18 protein-coding genes are annotated in these 16,639 nt (G+C 48.4%); 6 read left to right on the forward strand and 12 right to left on the reverse strand.

Features of this window, described 5'->3' with window-relative positions:
• Positions 1–23: 23 nt before the first annotated feature.
• From RRV97_RS02605 to surE, 3 genes are all read right to left on the reverse strand, one after another.
• Entirely contained in the window at positions 24–1,547 is a 1,524-nt protein-coding gene (locus RRV97_RS02605) for a phospholipase D family protein (protein WP_315611878.1), read from the reverse strand.
• Between the two features lie 78 nt (positions 1,548–1,625).
• The gene (locus tag RRV97_RS02610) at positions 1,626–2,537 is read right to left on the reverse strand and encodes a peptidoglycan DD-metalloendopeptidase family protein (protein ID WP_315116243.1); all 912 of its coding nucleotides are present in this window, start codon (positions 2,535–2,537) and stop codon (positions 1,626–1,628) included.
• Positions 2,538–2,630: 93 nt separating this feature from the next.
• Positions 2,631–3,386: a 5'/3'-nucleotidase SurE gene (surE, locus tag RRV97_RS02615; RefSeq protein ID WP_315611879.1), complete on the reverse strand. Its 756-nt coding sequence runs from the start codon at positions 3,384–3,386 to the stop codon at positions 2,631–2,633.
• Between the two features lie 98 nt (positions 3,387–3,484).
• Between surE and RRV97_RS02620 the strand changes: the two genes are divergently transcribed.
• Positions 3,485–3,823 (forward strand): hypothetical protein, encoded by a 339-nt coding sequence (locus RRV97_RS02620; RefSeq protein ID WP_049349531.1) that lies wholly within the window; start codon positions 3,485–3,487, stop codon positions 3,821–3,823.
• Positions 3,824–3,877: 54 nt separating this feature from the next.
• Here RRV97_RS02620 and RRV97_RS02625 read toward each other — a convergent pair whose 3' ends face one another.
• Together RRV97_RS02625 and RRV97_RS02630 are read right to left on the reverse strand one after the other, a co-directional pair.
• Positions 3,878–4,246 (reverse strand): rhodanese-like domain-containing protein, encoded by a 369-nt coding sequence (locus RRV97_RS02625; RefSeq protein ID WP_315611880.1) that lies wholly within the window; start codon positions 4,244–4,246, stop codon positions 3,878–3,880.
• 112 nt (positions 4,247–4,358) lie between these two features.
• Positions 4,359–4,694, reverse strand: coding sequence for a carboxymuconolactone decarboxylase family protein (locus RRV97_RS02630; RefSeq protein ID WP_036491029.1), 336 nt, complete (start codon positions 4,692–4,694; stop codon positions 4,359–4,361).
• A gap of 130 nt (positions 4,695–4,824) precedes the next feature.
• On the opposite strand from RRV97_RS02630, the gene RRV97_RS02635 reads away from it, so the two are divergent.
• Complete coding sequence (locus tag RRV97_RS02635; protein WP_315611881.1) at positions 4,825–5,781, forward strand: AraC family transcriptional regulator; 957 nt, start codon at positions 4,825–4,827, stop codon at positions 5,779–5,781.
• Between the two features lie 101 nt (positions 5,782–5,882).
• On the opposite strand, the gene typA is transcribed toward RRV97_RS02635, so the two are convergent.
• The gene (typA, locus tag RRV97_RS02640; RefSeq protein WP_003746523.1) at positions 5,883–7,694 is read right to left on the reverse strand and encodes a translational GTPase TypA; all 1,812 of its coding nucleotides are present in this window, start codon (positions 7,692–7,694) and stop codon (positions 5,883–5,885) included.
• Between the two features lie 419 nt (positions 7,695–8,113).
• On the opposite strand from typA, the gene bfr (RRV97_RS02645) reads away from it, so the two are divergent.
• Together bfr (RRV97_RS02645) and bfr (RRV97_RS02650) are read left to right on the forward strand one after the other, a co-directional pair.
• Positions 8,114–8,578: a bacterioferritin gene (gene bfr / locus RRV97_RS02645; RefSeq protein ID WP_070838080.1), complete on the forward strand. Its 465-nt coding sequence runs from the start codon at positions 8,114–8,116 to the stop codon at positions 8,576–8,578.
• 29 nt (positions 8,579–8,607) lie between these two features.
• Complete coding sequence (bfr, locus tag RRV97_RS02650) at positions 8,608–9,081, forward strand: bacterioferritin (protein WP_003680736.1); 474 nt, start codon at positions 8,608–8,610, stop codon at positions 9,079–9,081.
• A 121-nt stretch (positions 9,082–9,202) separates the two neighbouring features.
• Here bfr (RRV97_RS02650) and RRV97_RS02655 read toward each other — a convergent pair whose 3' ends face one another.
• A complete protein-coding gene (locus RRV97_RS02655; protein WP_315611882.1) occupies positions 9,203–10,318 on the reverse strand; it encodes a class I SAM-dependent methyltransferase in 1,116 nt (371 codons plus the stop codon).
• 226 nt (positions 10,319–10,544) lie between these two features.
• On the opposite strand from RRV97_RS02655, the gene RRV97_RS02660 reads away from it, so the two are divergent.
• Positions 10,545–12,338, forward strand: coding sequence for a 2-isopropylmalate synthase (locus tag RRV97_RS02660; RefSeq protein ID WP_315611883.1), 1,794 nt, complete (start codon positions 10,545–10,547; stop codon positions 12,336–12,338).
• A gap of 83 nt (positions 12,339–12,421) precedes the next feature.
• Here the strand turns inward: RRV97_RS02660 and RRV97_RS02665 are convergent, their stop codons facing one another.
• The 5 genes from RRV97_RS02665 to RRV97_RS02685 form a co-directional block, all read right to left on the reverse strand.
• Positions 12,422–12,754 (reverse strand): hypothetical protein, encoded by a 333-nt coding sequence (locus RRV97_RS02665; RefSeq protein ID WP_315611884.1) that lies wholly within the window; start codon positions 12,752–12,754, stop codon positions 12,422–12,424.
• Between the two features lie 94 nt (positions 12,755–12,848).
• Entirely contained in the window at positions 12,849–13,334 is a 486-nt protein-coding gene (gene purE / locus RRV97_RS02670; protein ID WP_003746536.1) for a 5-(carboxyamino)imidazole ribonucleotide mutase, read from the reverse strand.
• 79 nt (positions 13,335–13,413) lie between these two features.
• A complete protein-coding gene (locus RRV97_RS02675) occupies positions 13,414–14,169 on the reverse strand; it encodes a tetratricopeptide repeat protein (protein ID WP_315611885.1) in 756 nt (251 codons plus the stop codon).
• A 14-nt stretch (positions 14,170–14,183) separates the two neighbouring features.
• On the reverse strand, positions 14,184–14,852 hold the full coding sequence (locus tag RRV97_RS02680) for an O-methyltransferase (protein WP_315611886.1): 669 nt from the start codon (positions 14,850–14,852) through the stop codon (positions 14,184–14,186).
• Positions 14,853–14,863: 11 nt separating this feature from the next.
• Complete coding sequence (locus RRV97_RS02685; protein ID WP_070461836.1) at positions 14,864–15,049, reverse strand: DUF3460 family protein; 186 nt, start codon at positions 15,047–15,049, stop codon at positions 14,864–14,866.
• Positions 15,050–15,265: 216 nt separating this feature from the next.
• On the opposite strand from RRV97_RS02685, the gene RRV97_RS02690 reads away from it, so the two are divergent.
• Positions 15,266–16,618, forward strand: coding sequence for a polynucleotide adenylyltransferase PcnB (locus RRV97_RS02690; protein ID WP_315611887.1), 1,353 nt, complete (start codon positions 15,266–15,268; stop codon positions 16,616–16,618).
• Positions 16,619–16,639: the final 21 nt, after the last annotated feature.

Consider the following 16,639-nt stretch of genomic DNA (forward strand, 5'->3'; position numbering starts at 1 on the left):
TGATTTATGTTTTCAGACGGCCTCTATAATAATCCTTCTATGGGCAGGATGGACAGGATTTTTGAAGTAACCCGTTTCCAGAACTTGGCTTCTGGTTCTTGTGCGTAAGTTCGTTTTTCACTTGGGTCATACCAGTATAGTTTATTGTAATTGCCAAGCGTTACCTGATAGGCGTAGTTTGGGGTGGTCGTAACGAGGGTGCGCTGCATTTGGCCTGCGATTTCGGGACTTTCGATAACGACACCCATTTCGGTATTGAGCCGTGCGGAACGTGGGTCGAGGTTGAATGAGCCGATGAAAATGCGTTTCTCGTCCACGATGAATGTTTTGGCGTGCAAGCTGGTGGCGGAGCTACCGGTCAAGCCGCGGTCTTTGGAGGTCGGAACGGCGTGGTTGGGCTGGAGCTCATAGAGTTTGACCCCGGCTTTGAGCAAAGGCTTGCGGTATTTGACGTAACCGGAATGGACGGCGGCAACGTCGGTTGCTTGGAGCGAATTGGTCAGGACGGTAACGTCTACGCCATTGCGTATCAGCTTTTCTATGGCTTTGACACCTGATTTTGTGGGCACAAAATAAGGCGAGACAAGGTAAACGCTTTTTTCGGGTTGCTTGAGGGCGTCTTGTAGGCGTTCGGAAATAGGCGGTTTATGCCGGTCACGGTCTAAGCCTTTGGCCGGATCGTCGCTGATTAAACGTGTGCTGACGCTTTGCCATTCCATAAGGTTGCTCTGCATTTTTTGATAGAGGCTGGAGTGTTCGATGCTTTGGCGATAGCGGATGAGCGTTTGATTTTTATCTTGGTCGGTGTAATTAAGTTCGGCCAGTCCTTTTTGCAGGTTTCCCCGTTTGATGACGCTGGTCGCATTATAGGCGGAATGGCTTGACCAGTAGCGGTCGAAGTCTTGGGAAACTTCGGTTACTACGCGGCCGGTGGCGAGAATGTCGAGGTCGGCAAAAATGGTGTCATCATTAACCTTGAAATATTCGTCGCCGATATTGCGTCCGCCCAAAATGGTGGCACGGTTGTCGGCGGTAAACGATTTGTTGTGCATTCGGCGGTTGAGCCGTGGGAAGTCGGCAATATAGCCGAGTGCACGCCATTTTCTGAAAATAAAGGGATTAAACAGACGGACTTCGATATTGGGATGATTGTCGAGTGCCAGCAGGAGATCATCCATGCCGTTGGTGTTGTTGTCGTCCAGAAGCAAACGCACACGGACGCCGCGTTCGGCCGCGCGATGAATCAGGTTGAACAAAAGCTTGCCGGAGATGTCGTTGTGCCAGATATAGTACTGTAAATCAAGGGTATGGTCGGCGGCTTCAATTAAGGCTGCTCGGGCGACAAAGGCTTCATGGGCATCGTTCAGCAGATAGATATGGGAAATATCGGCCTTGGAGGGGGCAGAAGGAATACCTAAGGTGCTGTCCAGCCGCGGCGTTGAAGGGATGTCAAGATAACTGCTTTGGGTACGTTCGTCCAATGATGGCAAAAACGCGGCGCAACCGCCCAATAGCAGGATATAAAGAAAGGGAAGATGAAATTTCATGGGAAACCGGCACAAACAATCCCTACCTAAATGACATTTAGGCAGGGATTGAATTGAAATTAGGTTGCTTGAATCAGCTTAGAAGGCAACATAATTTGCCGGGTTGACCGGTTTGCCGTTTTGACGGATTTCAAAGTGCAACTGGGTACGGGATGCATCGGTATTACCCATGTGGGCAATGGTTTGGCCGCGTTTCACGGTTTGGTTTTCATTAACCAGCAGGCGTTGGTTGTGGCCGTATGCGCTCAAGAATGATGAGTTGTGTTGGATGATGACCAAGTTGCCGTAACCGCGCAAGCCTGAGCCTGCGTAAACGACTTTACCGTCTGCCGCTGCAACGACAGGCTGGCCTTGAGTACCCGCAATATCCACGCCTTTGTTGCTGCCGCCGAAGTTGGCGATAACGTTACCGGTAGTCGGACGTTGCCATGTGATGCCGCTGACGTTGCGGCTGCTGCCGGTAGACACGGTCGGTGTATTGGCAGGCGTACTTGGGGTCGGAGCGGTGGTTGTGGTTGTCGGAGTAGAAGGTTTGCCCGCAGAAGCTGCCGGTGCAACGTAGCCTTCAGGTTTTACGCGCAGGGTTTGGCCAACGCTGATGGTGTTGTCGGCCAAGTTATTCCATGCACGCAGATTGTCTTGGGTAATGTTGTAGCGTTTGGAGATGTTGTAAACGGTATCACCGCGAACGACGGTATGTGTCGCTGCATTAATATCGACAGGCGCATAAGAAGGCGTGTAAGTGCCGGTACTGCCGCTGTTGTATGTTGGCGCAGGTGTACTTGCCGGCGGAGTGTATGGAGCATCTGCCGCTGGGCTGGTGTTGGTATTGTAAGGCGCGGCACCGTAAGGATTGTCAGCAGTAGAGCTTGTTGTTGAACCACCGCTTTGTGTGCCGACGACTACAGGAGCCGGTTGTTGGCTGGCACAGGCCGCAAGTAATAAAACCAAAGCTGCCGATCCGGCATAAGATACACTTTTTTTCAACATGTTAATGACTTTCGTATTCGGGTAATTGTTCTCGTCGGGGCATATCATAATAAAAATATGCTTGTTTCTCAAGTGTTCGGCTGTTAGGGACTGTTAAGGCGCAGGGATTTCTGACCAAAAGGAAGCGGTTTGCTCCATTTGTCCGTAGGCAGTCAAATCGACTTGCAGGGGGGTAATTGTGATGAAGCCGGCCGCGCATTCGCCAAAGTCGGTACCTTCTTCGCTGTCGGAAACATCGCCGACCGGCCCAATCCAATAAATCTGTTCGCCACGTGGATTATACATGGGAACAATGCTTTGTTCATGATGGCGACGGCCGAGCCGTGTTATTTTTATGCCTTGGATATCTTCAGGTGCGACGGCAGGGATATTGATGTTCCATAAGATGGGTTTGGAAATAGGGCGTTTGAGAAAGTAGGAAAGCAGCATCCAAGCGGCTTTTTCCGCAGTTCCCCAATAACGGCCGCTGGAATCGGCAAGAGAGAAGGCAATGGCGGGAATGCCCATCAGATAGGCTTCCGTCGCGGCGGCAACCGTACCGGAATAAAGCGTATCGTCACCCATGTTTGCGCCGTTGTTAATGCCGGATAAGACTAAGTCGGGTTTGAAATCGGCAAGGGCGTGCTGGCCGACATGAATGCAGTCGGTGGGCGTGCCATTCACATAGTAAAACCCGTTTTCCGCCTGTTTCAGTTGTAAAGGACGGTCTAAAGTCAGGGAATTGCTGACGCCGCTGCGATCGCGTTCGGGCGCAACCACCCTGACATTGGCAAATTCTGCACATACTCTTGCCAAAACAGCCAAACCGGGCGCAAGATAACCATCGTCGTTTGAGATTAATATGTTCATGGGACAATATTGTGTCTATCGGTAAGATGGGCGGTATTGTACTGGTTTGCTTGAGCGATTGTCCATGAATCGGCAACGTTTGGGCGGAAAGGATAATAATGAAACATTATGAATTAGACCCCAAAGCTTTATTGGGCGGCGTGATTGCTTCAGACGGCAATCAGGAGATTGTTCAGCTTTCATTGCAGAAAAATAATGAAATTCCGGCATATGAGACGGATGCGATTATTTTGCTTTTGGTTTTAAACGGCAAAGCCGAAATCAAAACGGTGGACGAAGTTTTGCAAACCGAAGGCTTGCAAGTTATCCGTCTTGAGCCGATGGAGGCGCACAGCATTCGCGCGTTGGCTGATAACACCAATATTTTGGTTATCAAACAATTGATTCACGAAACCGGTCTCAGCAAACGTTTGAGATTTGGAAGTTGCTGCCTGTAATGCAATAAAGGCCGTCTGAAAAATTTCAGACGGCCTTTTTAAAATCAACTAGATTTATTTCAAACCTTTTTTCACCAAATCTTCATAACCGCCATGGTTGGTTACGTTGGTGTAACCGGCTTTTTTCAGTTCGGTCAGCGCGGCTTCTGCTCGGCGGCCGCTGCGGCAGTAGAGGTTGACCGGTGCGTTTTTATCCGGGCTGACGGATTTGATGCGTTCAACGATTTGGTCGTGCGGAATATTGAGCGCACCTTGCAAATGGCCTTCTTTGAATTCTTCGGCAGAGCGGACATCAATCCAAACGCCTTTTGCTTTTGCAGGTTGTGCCGCGCTTTTTTCAACTTTAGGCATAGAGGCAGCGGAAACGGCCAAAGGAGTGGCGATAGCGGCGGCAAAAAGTACGGCGGTCAGCAGTTTCTTCATGATTCAATCTCCTGGTAGATAGAAAATAATATAATAACTATATCAGTTTAGCATTTCATCAGGCCGTCTGAAAGGGGAGTCGTCTTTCAGACGGCCTGATTTTACAAGCTGATTAGCGTTGGGTTTCTACTGCTTCTAAGGCGCGCAAAGCGTATGTATAAGCAGCACCTGCGTTTAGAGAAATAGCGGTGGCCAATGCGCCGGCGATTTCGCTGTCGGTTGCCCCTGCTTTGGCAGCGGCGGCTGCGTGCACGCTGATGCAGCTTTCGCAACGTGTGGTAATGGCAACGGCAATGGCAATCAGTTCGCGTGTTTTGGCATCCAGTGCTTCGGCAGCGGCTGCTTGTTCCAGCGCGCCGTAGGCTTGCAGCATTTTAGGATGGCTTTTGCCCAATTCGCCAAATGATTTTTTTACCAAAGCTGTGTGTTCAGGCCAATCTTTAAACATGATATTTCCTTTCTTGATATATTCGGATAAGAATCAAAAAATCCTATCCGTTTGTGTTTGGTGTGTGTATTATTGCAATAATCAGACGAATTATATCGTCAAAACATCTCATTTATTGGTAAAAAACACTATGGATATTTTAGATAGATTGGTCGAATTGGCGCAGATAAAGGGCAGTGTGGATGTTCAGTGCCTGTTTCAAGGGGAGTGGTATGTGCGGCATGAGCCCAAGCGTGCGCATGGTTTGGTGCATATCGTAACTGCCGGTTCGGGCTATATCCGAATTGATGGGGAGCAAGAGGCCAGGCTGCTGAGTGCGGGGGATATTATTTTCTTCCCCCGCAGCGTTGGGCATACTTTGAGTAGCGACAGTAATTGTGAAAATTTCGGTGTTCGCGTGCTGACGGCTGAGAATGGTGCATTTAAAGTCAAGCAAAGTCATGCCGGTGGAGAGGCGGCTTTGCATCTTTTTTGCGCACGGTTTGAATATGAAGCGCAGGCGGATATGATGACGGGGCTGCCTGATACCGTTTTATTGAACATCAACCATCCGTCTTTGCAGTATTTGGTGACCTTATTGCAATATGAGAGCAGTCAGGCTTTATCCGGCTCGGTAGCGGTTGTGAACGCATTGGCTTCGGTACTGCTGGTATTTCTGCTTCGTGCCTGTTTGGAGAAAAATGAGGAAGCGCAATTAAGCGGTTTGCTGAATGGTTGGCAGGATAAACGTTTGCGGAATTTGCTTCAGGCAGTCGTCGAAAAGCCGGAAGAAGAATGGAATATTGAGAAAATGACTGCGATGGCCAATTTGTCCCGTGCCCAGTTGATGCGGGTATTTAAACAGCAGACGGGAACAAGCCCGCATGCCTTTGTTAACAGCATCCGCTTGCAGCAGGGGGCGTTATTGTTAAAGCAGACAGCCGATTCGGTTTTATCGGTTGCGCTTTCGGTCGGTTTTCAATCGGAAACGCATTTTGGCAAGGCATTTAAAAAGCAATATGGGATATCGCCGGGGCAATATCGTAAAAATGACCGACCTGATGAAGCGGCGGTGCAGGCGGAAGAAATGTCGATTTACTTTATTTAAACAGATGATAAAAGGCCGTCTGAAAGTGTAAAAGTGAAATCTAGGATTTCCAAAACACTTTTCAGACGGCCTTGATTTTAAAGTATGTCAATCAAACAGGATTAGTCCAGTTTTTTGAAATGGCGTCGGCGTTCCAACTCGCTCAGGTAGCGTTTGCGCAGACGGATGGATTGTGGCGTGATTTCAACCAGTTCGTCATCGTCGATAAACTCAACTGCGCCTTCCAAAGTCAATTTGATAGGCGTGGTCAGGCGGACGGCTTCATCTGTACCGCTGGCACGGATGTTGGTCAGTTTTTTGCCTTTCAGAGGGTTTACCACCAAGTCGTTATCACGGCTGTGGATACCGATAATCATGCCTTCGTAGACTTTATCGTTTGGAGAAACGAACATACGGCCGCGGTCTTCCAAGTTCCACAGGGCGTAAGCAACGGCTTCACCTTGCTCTTGAGAAACCAATACACCATTGTGTCGGCCGGGCATATCAGGTTTAACCGGAGCATAGTCGTCAAAAACGTGGCTCATCAAGCCGGTACCGCGGGTCAAGGTCATAAATTCACCTTGGAAACCGATCAGGCCGCGTGCAGGAATATGGTATTCCAAACGTGTACGACCGTTACCGTCGCTTTCCATATTGGTCAATTCGCCGCGGCGGCGGCCGAGTTCTTCCATGACCGCGCCTTGGTTTTCATCCGGCACATCCACAGTCAGGTTTTCGTAAGGCTCGCATTTTTGACCGTCAATTTCACGGAATACCACGCGCGGTTTGCCGACTGCCAATTCAAAGCCTTCGCGGCGCATGTTTTCCAACAAAATGGTCAAGTGCAATTCGCCGCGGCCGGAAACGCGGAAGACGTCGGCATCGGCAGTATCTTCAACACGCAGGGCAACGTTGGTCAGCAATTCTTTTTGCAGGCGGTCGCGGATTTGGCGGGAAGTTACGAATTTGCCTTCAGTACCGGCCAAAGGAGAAGTGTTGACCATAAAGTCCATGGTCAGTGTCGGCTCGTCCACGCTCAACATCGGCAAGCCTTTAGGGTTGTCTTTGTCGGTAATGGTTACGCCGATACCGATGTCTTCGATACCGGAAATAATCACGATGTCGCCGGCTTCAGCTTCTTCCAAAGGTACGCGTTCCAAGCCTTGGAAGCCCAACAGCTGGTTGATGCGGCCTTGGGCGACTTGTTCTTCATGATTCATGACGGCAACGACTTGGCCGGGTTTGATGCGGCCGTTCAGGATGCGGCCGATACCGAGGCGGCCGGTGTAGTTGTCGTAGTCCAGTTGGGAAATTTGCAATTGCAGCGTTTCGTCCGCGCTGCCGCTTGGTGCAGGCGTGTGTTTTAAGATGGTCTCAAACAGAGGACGCATATCGTTGCTCTCGTCGGTTTCTTCCAATTTGGCAAAGCCGGAGAGGCCGGAAGCATAAACGATAGGGAAGTCCAATTGTTCGTCTGTTGCACCTAAGCTGTCGAACAATTCGAATGTTTGGTCGATAACCCAGCTTGGACGGGCAGACGGTTTGTCGATTTTATTGATGACGACGATCGGTTTCAGACCCAAAGCCAAGGCTTTTTTGGTCACGAAACGGGTTTGCGGCATAGGGCCTTCTTGTGCGTCAACCAACAGTACGACACAGTCGACCATGCCCAATACACGTTCCACTTCGCCACCAAAATCGGCGTGTCCCGGGGTATCTACGATGTTGATGTGGTAGCCTTCGTATTCGATGGCGGTATTTTTAGCGAGAATGGTAATGCCGCGTTCTTTTTCAAGATCGTTGCTGTCCATGACGCGTTCTTCGACTTGCTGGTTGGAACGGAATGTACCGGACTGGCGCAGCAATTGGTCAACTAATGTGGTTTTGCCATGGTCGACGTGGGCGATGATGGCAATATTGCGGATTTGTTTCATGATGATTTATAAGGTTTAGCTGGTTGCTTAAAAAAAAGATAACTGGCGATTATAGCACGATTCGCAAGTGATGACGGAATGGGTGATTCAAAAAAATCAGGCAAAAGCAGTTGAGAATAATTCATAATTAAATTTGATTGATTTTGTCGGATTATTTGCTTTTATTTATGGTTAACGAATGTAAATGTTTTTGAATAATGCAATGGATTCTTAATACTAATGTCAAAAAAATATTATTAAAAACAGGGGATTAATTTTTCAGACGGCCTTTTGGGTGGGTTAAATTTTTTGATAATTGTTTGTATTTTAAATAAAAAATTTGTCAAAACCGCTACTTGTGCATACAATTCGCTCATTCCGTAACAACACACGAATCTTCATTTCGTGATCGTCAACTTTTAAAAGAAAGAGAAAGAATTATGCAAGGCAACCAAGCAGTTATTGATTACATGAATGAATTGTTGTCCGGTGAGCTGGCTGCTCGCGACCAATACTTTATCCACTCTCGTCTGTACTCTGAATGGGGTTACAACAAACTGTTCGAACGTTTGAACCACGAGATGGAAGAAGAAACTACTCACGCTGAAGACTTCATCCGTCGTATCCTGATGTTGGGCGGTACTCCTAAAATGACTCCTGCTCCAGTAAATGTAGGTACTGACGTAATCTCTTGCCTGAAAGCAGACTTGAACACTGAATACGAAGTACGCGATGCGCTGAAAAAAGGCATCAAATTGTGCGAAGAAGCTCAAGACTACGTTACCCGCGATTTGATGGTTGCCCAACTGAAAGACACTGAAGAAGATCACGCTCACTGGTTGGAACAACAACTGCGTCTGATCGAATTGGTCGGCGAAGGCAACTACTACCAAAGCCAACTGTAATCTAGCGTATAACGTATAAGGAGCTGAATATGAAAGGCGATCGCTTAGTTATTCGCGAGCTGAACAAAAACTTAGGTTTGTTGCTGATTACCATTAACCAGTACTTCCTGCATGCCCGTATTTTGAAAAACTGGGGCTTTGAAGAATTGGGCGAACACTTCTTCAAACAGTCCATCCGCGAAATGAAATCCGCAGACGATTTGATCGAGCGTATTTTGTTCTTGGAAGGCCTGCCTAATCTGCAAGAATTGGGTAAACTGTTGATCGGTGAATCTACCGAAGAAATCATTGCCTGCGATCTGAAAAAAGAGTATGAAAAACATGATGCTCTGGTTGCAGCCATCGCTCTTGCAGAAGAGCAACAAGACTACGTCAGCCGTGATTTGTTGGAAAAACAAAAAGACATCAACGAAGAACACATCGACTGGCTCGAAACTCAGCAGGAATTGATTGGCAAAGTTGGTTTGCCAAACTACCTGCAAACAGCGGCGCAAGAGGACTAAAACACAAACCACTGCCAAATATAGCAGTCCCTGCTCCCATCAACGGCATATCTTTACGGATATGCCGTTTTCTTTTGTGGAAATGCTTAAAGGCCGTCTGAATGTTCAGACGGCCTTGATTTTATATCGTTTTCAAACGGTATAGATAAGTAGTTTCCTTGTTTCTGGCAAACGCCAAAGGATCGGATTCATCTATTGCTTTTTTGTGTTGCGGTTTAGTTTTCAAAATATCGACTACATTGAGCGAGGCCGTCTGAAAGCATTGGTTTAGAAAGTCTTTATCGCGCAAATGCAAGTATTCTGCCAAGTCGGAAATAATCAACCAGGCTTCGCCGTTTGGATTTAAGTGCTGGCGTACGCCATTGAGGAACGCAGTTAGCATGGCATGATTGGGATCGTAAAGGGCAGTCTCGATGGCGGAGGTCGGTTTTGCCGGCAACCAAGGCGGATTGCAGACGATAAGGTCGGCACAAGTTTCGGGAAATAAATCAATCGATTGGATGTTGACAGCTTTATCTAAGCCTAGACGTTCAAGGTTTGCTGTGGCGCAGGCAATTGCTTTGGGGTTGGTGTCTGTGGCAATGATGTCGGGTATGCCTCGTTTGGCCAAAATGGCGGCAATAACGCCTGAACCGGTGCCGATGTCAAAGGCCGTCTGAATATTGGGAGAGATTGGCGCTTGTGCGATTAAATCCAAATACTCGCCACGCAATGGAGAGAATACGCCGAAAGGAACATGGATTTTTCCGTTAAGCTGCGGAATGTCTATGCCTTTTTTGTGCCATTCGTGTGCACCGATAAAACCCAGTAATTGATTCAGGGGCAAAAGAAACGGCTTGTCGTTTGGTGTGTCGTAAACATCGCACAAGGCGGCGTAGATGTCGGGTGCACGCGCATTGTCCAGTTGAAAATTAGGTTGGATTTCGACGGCAAGCATATTGAGCAACCGGCTTTGTTGTGCCTGTTTCATACGGTGGGCATGAAAGGCCGTCTGAATATCGGTAGGTGCGCCTTTCTTTTTTTCAGACGGCCTGCGGATACGTTTTTTCATTGCAGATAAGACTTGCTTGGCATTATGAAAATCGCCAGTCCAAACGGTTGCAGTTTGCGCGTGGGCATTTTTTAAGATTTCTGCTGCACCTGCTTCTTGTATGTAAACCGCCTGCTTAGGCGGCTTTTGTGTGCTTTCGTTGCGCCATTCGATGTCGGTGCGGTCGGTAGGGATGGTGTGGGGCATAATGTGTTTCAAATCGGAGAAATAGGGGATTAGTTTACTATATTTAGGATGTGTTCGGTTTGAGAAGAGCTTTTAATAGTCTAAATTAGACAAAATGTATAAAAATATCTCAGATTTTAAAATTTATACCAATATTTTGATAAAAATAGATTGTCGTTTTGTCTAAAATGAGTATAATGCAAAACTAGAACACAATAATCTTAATCAGATTTGGACAAGGAACATCATGCAATTAGACATTGACCGTTTGGTTGCCTATTTTGGCGGCGTAAACGCGCTGGCCGAAGCCCTGAAGCAGCACGACCCGGAAAATGCTGCAACGACGGCGGCTATCTATAAATGGCGTACACGCGGTTCCCTGCCTTTGGCTCAGTTGCAAAAACTGACCGCTTTGGCGGAAGCGCAAGGCAGACCGCTTGATTTGAATGCTTTTTTACAAAAAAACGAATCTCTGGAGAGAACAGAAATGACACAAACCAACCGCGTTATCATTTTCGATACCACCATGCGCGACGGCGAGCAGTCGCCCGGTGCATCCATGACTAAAGAGGAGAAAATCCGTATTGCCCGCCAGTTGGAAAAGATGGGTGTCGATGTGATTGAAGCAGGTTTTGCCGCCGCCAGCCCGGGCGATTTCGAGTCGGTTAATGCGATTGCCAAAATCATTACCAAATCTACAGTTTGCTCATTAGCTCGTGCGGTTGAAAACGATGTGCGCAAAGCGGGCGAAGCTGTTTCCCCCGCACCGAAAAAACGTATTCACACTTTTATCGCCACCAGCCCCATCCACATGGAGCACAAACTGAAAATGAAGCCGCAGCAGGTCATCGATGCGGCGGTCAAAGCGGTGAAAATCGCCAAAGAATACACTGACGATGTGGAATTTTCCGCCGAAGACGCCGTGCGTTCGGATTTGGACTTCCTCGCCAAAATCTTTACGGCGGTTATCGAAGCGGGTGCGACCACCATCAATATTCCCGATACTGTCGGCTACTCCATCCCTTCCGTATGGTACGAGCGTATCAGTAACATCATCAAAAGCGTGCCCAACGGCGATAAAGTAGTCTGGTCGACCCACTGCCACAACGACTTGGGTATGGCTGTTGCCAACTCGCTGGCCGCTGTTCAGGCAGGCGTGCGCCAGGTGGAATGTACCATCAACGGTTTGGGCGAACGCGCGGGCAATGCCAGCCTTGAAGAAATCGTGATGGCGTTGAAAGTGCGCCACGACCTTTTCGGCTTGGAAACCGGCATCGATACCACGCAAATCGTGCCGGTATCCAAACTGGTGTCCACCATTACCGGTTATCCGATTCAGCCAAACAAAGCGGTAGTCGGTGCAAACGCCTTTGCACACGAATCAGGTATCCACCAAGATGGCGTGTTGAAACACCCTGAAACCTATGAAATCATGACTGCCGAATCAGTCGGCTGGTCAACCAACCGCCTGACTTTGGGCAAACTCTCCGGCCGCAGCGCATTCCGCAGCAAGCTGGCAGATTTGGGTATTGAATTGGAAAGCGAAGAGGCACTGAATGCCGCGTTCGCCCGCTTCAAAGAACTCGCCGACAAAAAACGCGAAATCTTTGATGAAGACCTGCATGCTTTGGTGTCTGACGAAATGGGCAATATGAATACCGAAAGCTACAAATTCATTTCCCAAAAAATCAGCACTGAAACCGGAGAAGAACCGCGCGCCGATATTGTGTTCAGTATTCGCGGCGAAGAAAAACACGCTTCCGCTAGCGGATCAGGTCCTGTTGATGCCATTTTCAAAGCCATTGAAAGTGTGGCACAAAGTGGCGCAACCTTGCAGATTTACTCTGTCAATGCGGTAACCCAAGGCACGGAAAGCCAAGGCGAAACTTCCGTCCGCCTGCAACGCGGTGACCGTGTGGTCAATGGGCAAGGCGCAGATACCGACGTGTTGGTGGCGACTGCCAAGGCTTATCTGTCTGCACTGAGCAAATTGGAATTCGGTCAAGCCAAGCCTAAAGCTCAAGGCAGCGGCATGATTTAATTTATTGAAAAAGTAAAGGCCGTCTGAAATCGTAGTGATATGTTTCAGACGGCCTTTTTTATTTGGTCAAAGAACGAATCTATTTATTGAAGTTTAAGCAGTCGGTCTTGTTCGACAGACAATACGCCGTTTACTTTTTTGAAATAGGCAATGGCATCTTCAATATTGGTCTTGGAAGATGGACGGATAGCAATACCGTGCAGGTTTTTGTATTCGTAAACCAAAGTTGCACCAGAGGTTTTCACTGCTTTTAGCAATGGCGCGGAACCGGTTTGGTCATCATAGAAGATAATCAGATTGCCGGTTGTATCTTGGGCTTGTTGCTGAGATGGAATGGCAGTTGATTGAGCGGAAGTGCTTGGGCTTTGGCAGGCACAAAGCAGGGTGGAGAGTAGGACGAATAGCGGCGTTTTCATGATGTTGATTTAATTTAATCAATAAACCAGGCCGTCTGAAAAGCGTAAAACGAAATCTAAGTTTCCTTTTACAATTTCAGACGGTCTTAGTCCGTTATGCTTCGGGCAATTCCATGGCTAAAACGGTTTGTTCTTGTTTGGCACGGAAAGCCGCCAATTTTTCAGCCAATTCAGGATTTTCATTGGCTAAAAGTGAAATGGCAAACAGCGCTGCATTGGCCGCGCCTGCTTCACCGATGGCAAATGTGGCAACAGGAACGCCTTTGGGCATTTGCACAATCGAAAGCAAGGAATCTTCGCCGCGCAGGTATTTGCTGGGAACGGGAACGCCCAAGACGGGAACTGTGGTTTTGGCTGCAACCATGCCCGGCAAATGCGCTGCGCCGCCTGCACCGGCAATAATGGCTTTGATGCCGCGTGCGCGTGCGGTTTCGGCGTATTCAAACATCAAATCAGGCGTACGGTGTGCCGAGACGACACGCGCTTCGTATTCAACGCCGAATTCTTTGAGAAATTGTGCTGCCTGCTGCATCACCGGCCAATCGCTGTTGCTGCCCATAATAATGCCGACTTGGATCATGAAGAGTTCCTTTTGCTTGAATGGATTAAGGGTAAAAAATATTCAGACGGCCTTGGGGATGACAGGGCCGTCTGAACGTTTATCTTTGTTTCAGGCTGATTGCAGCGCGTTTTGCCGCTTCGCTGTTGGGGAAGCTTTGCATCAGTTTGCGCCATGTGCTGCGGGCGATGTCTTTTTGTTGCAGTTTGTATTGGCACTGGCCGATGCTGTACATGGCATCAGGAGCTTGCGGGCTGTTGCGGAATCGGTTGGTGTAGCGGTTGCCGATTTCGATAACGGATTCGCAGTTGCCTAGACGTTGTTGGCTTTGCAGGAGCAGGTACATATTGCGGCGGGCAATTTCGCTGCCGTTGCCACCATCAGCCTCTTTCAAAATGGCCACTGCGGCAGAGAAGTTGTTGCGCTGATAGTATTTTTGCGCCTGATTATAAAGGCGCAGTTCGTTTTGTGCGGCTGAGTCTGTTTCAGACGGCACGCTGCCGCCATTGGCCAAATAGTCCATTTTCAGCTTGTGGTCGTCTAATCGCTGGGCTTTTGGTTTGGAAGCCGAAGTAGTCGGACGTTTGATGTTTCGTTGTTGTTCCAATGTGTGCAAGCGTTGATTTAATTCTTCAACCGTGCGTTCCAGTCGGGCGATTTGTATGCCCAAGTGGTCAATCTGGGTTTGTGCGTCCAAGCGTGGATAGGGGATACTTTTTTCATGCAAAGGTTCACGCGGAATATCCGGCAGGACAAAGTTGGGATTGTCGGCAGGTTTAGGAGGATGGGAAACGGCGCATGATACGGCCAATAGAGTAAGCGGCAAAAGAAACAGGGAATGTGAAAATGTTTTCATCGGATTGTGTCGTTTTATTTTTTTAGTAGCAGTGTCAAACCGTCGCCGATAGGCAGGGTAATGGGAATAATGCGTGTATCGTGCGGCAGATTTTGGTTGAAATGGCGCAGGATATCCAAGCTGGGCGGATCATTTTCGGCAGCTTCATTCATGACGCGCCCACCTAACAAGATATTGTCGATGGCAATCACGCCGCCACTCCGTACCAGTTGCAAACAGCGTTCAAAATATTTCGGCGTAGGCGGTTTGTCGGCATCGATAAGCGCCAAGTCGTAGCTTTCCGATTCGCCTTGCGCAATCAAATCGTCCAAAGTCAGCAAAGCCGGCTGCAGATGAAGCGAGATTTTATGCGCTATGCCTGCTGCCTGCCATGTTTCGCGGGCAATATCGGTAAAGGTTACATTGATGTCGCAAGCCGTGATTTTGCCGTCTTCGGGGAGGGCGAGCGCCATGGCGGTGCTGCTGTAACCGGTAAAGACACCAACTTCCAAATATTTTTTGGCATTCAATAACTTGGCCAACCACACCAACATAGCTGCCTGCTCTTGGGCGATGGCCATCTTTCCCAGACGATGTGATTGGGTACGCTCACGCAATGCGGTCAAAACGGGATGTTCGTGTTGACCGATGCTGTTGAGGTACTGCTGTAACGCCGGATCGGTATTGTGGGTGTTGGTCGTCATGCCGATGCGGGTTAGTCTTGATAGTAGGTGTAAGGTTTTTTGTTGACTTTGGCCGCTTCAAATTCAGCCTGTTCGGCTGGATTAAGGGTTACATCCCACAGCAAATGGCGGTTTTCGAGGCGTTGCGCTTCCATTTCGGGATTGTCTTCCATGAGTTTGTCGAGGAATTGGGTAGCTTCGGATTTGTAGTGGTACATGATGTTCTGCCTGAATCGTTGTTAGACCGTCATTATAGCCGATATTTTTTGCCAATACGCTAATTAATCGAACTTCCATAAGGTATAATGGCACGTCTTTTTTAGGCCGTCTGAAGCCTTTGCTCAATGTTTTGCTCCTTCTGCGGCAGAATATTGTGCAAAGGCTTAAGCCAGACAAGTTTCAGACGGCCTTTTTTATTGTGAAAAGAGCTGCTTATGTTAAAAAAATGGCTGCATAAAGTGTTGCCTAAAAAACACGTCAAGTTGTTGCCCGAAAAGGAGATTATTCCGCTTGAGCAACACGGTATCCGCGCGGATATGTTGAGCTTTGCCGCTGAGAAAATTTCCAAACGCCTGCATGAAGCCGGTTTTCAGGCTTATGTTGTAGGGGGAGCCGTTCGGGATTTGTTGCTCGGGGTTGAGCCCAAAGATTTTGATATTGCAACCGATGCCACACCGGAGCAAATCCGTAAAATATTCCGCCGCAGCCGCATTATCGGCCGTCGCTTTCAAATCGTTCATGTGATGATTGGCCCCGAAACTATTGAAGTGACGACGTTTCGCGGTGGCGATAAGGTTCAGCAGAATGCGCAAGGCCGCATTATGAAGGACAATACTTACGGCAGCATTGAAGAAGATGCCATGCGCCGCGACTTTACGTGCAATGCGCTGTATTACGACCCGATTAAAGAGGAAATTTGGGATTTTCATCAAGGCGTGGCTGATGTTGCCGATAAGAAATTGGTGATGATAGGTAATCCTGCCGAACGCTATCAGGAAGATCCCGTCCGTATTCTTCGCGCGGTCCGTTTGTCGGGCAAGTTGGGCTTTGAAGTGGAAGAGCAAACGGCTTTGCCGATTGCCGAATACGCAGGCCGTCTGAAAAATGAGCCGGTGGCCCGTCTTTTTGACGAAATCATGAAGATCCTGTTTTCCGGCCATTCCCGTGCCTGTTTGAAACGGTTGAACGAGTTGGGTATTCCCGAAGGCATCCATCCGCTTTTAGATGCCTTAAAAACTGCCGAAGCAGCCGACAAACGTATGATTATGTTGGCCTTGAAAAATACCGATGAGCGTCTTCGTGCGGATAAGTCCGTTTCCGTCGGTTTTGTATTGGCGGCGGTATTATGGCCGACACTAAACGCTATTTGGCAACGTAATCTAAGCCATGGACAAAAACCTGTTCCTGCGTTGATGGATGCGATGAATACCATGCGCGATACGGTGGAGAAAGGTTGGGGTGTACCGCAAAGATTCTCTGCAACCATGCGTGAAATCTGGCAATTTCAGCCGCAATTCGACAATATGCGCGGTGCGCGCCCGTATCGTCTGTTGGCACAAGCCCGTTTCCGTGCTGCTTATGACTTCCTGATTTTGCGTAGCGAAGTTGGCGAGGTTGATAAAGAGATGGCTTCTTGGTGGACAACTTTCCAACATGCCGATGAAGAAACCCGTCAGCAAATGACTGCGGCCAATGAGCGCAAACGTCAGAATCAAAGTGGCTCAACCGATGGCAAACCTAAACGCCGACGCCGCCGTCCGAAAAAGAAAACCACTGAGGCTGAATAAATTATCAAAATAAATGTAAGG

The sequence above is a fragment of the Neisseria sp. DTU_2021_1001991_1_SI_NGA_ILE_055 genome, from assembly GCF_032342915.1.
In the GTDB taxonomy this organism is placed as follows: domain Bacteria; phylum Pseudomonadota; class Gammaproteobacteria; order Burkholderiales; family Neisseriaceae; genus Neisseria.

Coding starts and splice junctions, on each gene's coding strand:
- RRV97_RS02605 (WP_315611878.1), bottom strand. CDS start 1,547: ATGAAATTTCATCTTCCCTTTCTTTATATCCTGCTATTGGGCGGTTGC.
- RRV97_RS02610 (WP_315116243.1), bottom strand. CDS start 2,537: ATGTTGAAAAAAAGTGTATCTTATGCCGGATCGGCAGCTTTGGTTTTA.
- surE (WP_315611879.1), bottom strand. CDS start 3,386: ATGAACATATTAATCTCAAACGACGATGGTTATCTTGCGCCCGGTTTG.
- RRV97_RS02620 (WP_049349531.1), top strand. CDS start 3,485: ATGAAACATTATGAATTAGACCCCAAAGCTTTATTGGGCGGCGTGATT.
- RRV97_RS02625 (WP_315611880.1), bottom strand. CDS start 4,246: ATGAAGAAACTGCTGACCGCCGTACTTTTTGCCGCCGCTATCGCCACT.
- RRV97_RS02630 (WP_036491029.1), bottom strand. CDS start 4,694: ATGTTTAAAGATTGGCCTGAACACACAGCTTTGGTAAAAAAATCATTT.
- RRV97_RS02635 (WP_315611881.1), top strand. CDS start 4,825: ATGGATATTTTAGATAGATTGGTCGAATTGGCGCAGATAAAGGGCAGT.
- typA (WP_003746523.1), bottom strand. CDS start 7,694: ATGAAACAAATCCGCAATATTGCCATCATCGCCCACGTCGACCATGGC.
- bfr (WP_070838080.1), top strand. CDS start 8,114: ATGCAAGGCAACCAAGCAGTTATTGATTACATGAATGAATTGTTGTCC.
- bfr (WP_003680736.1), top strand. CDS start 8,608: ATGAAAGGCGATCGCTTAGTTATTCGCGAGCTGAACAAAAACTTAGGT.
- RRV97_RS02655 (WP_315611882.1), bottom strand. CDS start 10,318: ATGCCCCACACCATCCCTACCGACCGCACCGACATCGAATGGCGCAAC.
- RRV97_RS02660 (WP_315611883.1), top strand. CDS start 10,545: ATGCAATTAGACATTGACCGTTTGGTTGCCTATTTTGGCGGCGTAAAC.
- RRV97_RS02665 (WP_315611884.1), bottom strand. CDS start 12,754: ATGAAAACGCCGCTATTCGTCCTACTCTCCACCCTGCTTTGTGCCTGC.
- purE (WP_003746536.1), bottom strand. CDS start 13,334: ATGATCCAAGTCGGCATTATTATGGGCAGCAACAGCGATTGGCCGGTG.
- RRV97_RS02675 (WP_315611885.1), bottom strand. CDS start 14,169: ATGAAAACATTTTCACATTCCCTGTTTCTTTTGCCGCTTACTCTATTG.
- RRV97_RS02680 (WP_315611886.1), bottom strand. CDS start 14,852: ATGACGACCAACACCCACAATACCGATCCGGCGTTACAGCAGTACCTC.
- RRV97_RS02685 (WP_070461836.1), bottom strand. CDS start 15,049: ATGTACCACTACAAATCCGAAGCTACCCAATTCCTCGACAAACTCATG.
- RRV97_RS02690 (WP_315611887.1), top strand. CDS start 15,266: ATGTTAAAAAAATGGCTGCATAAAGTGTTGCCTAAAAAACACGTCAAG.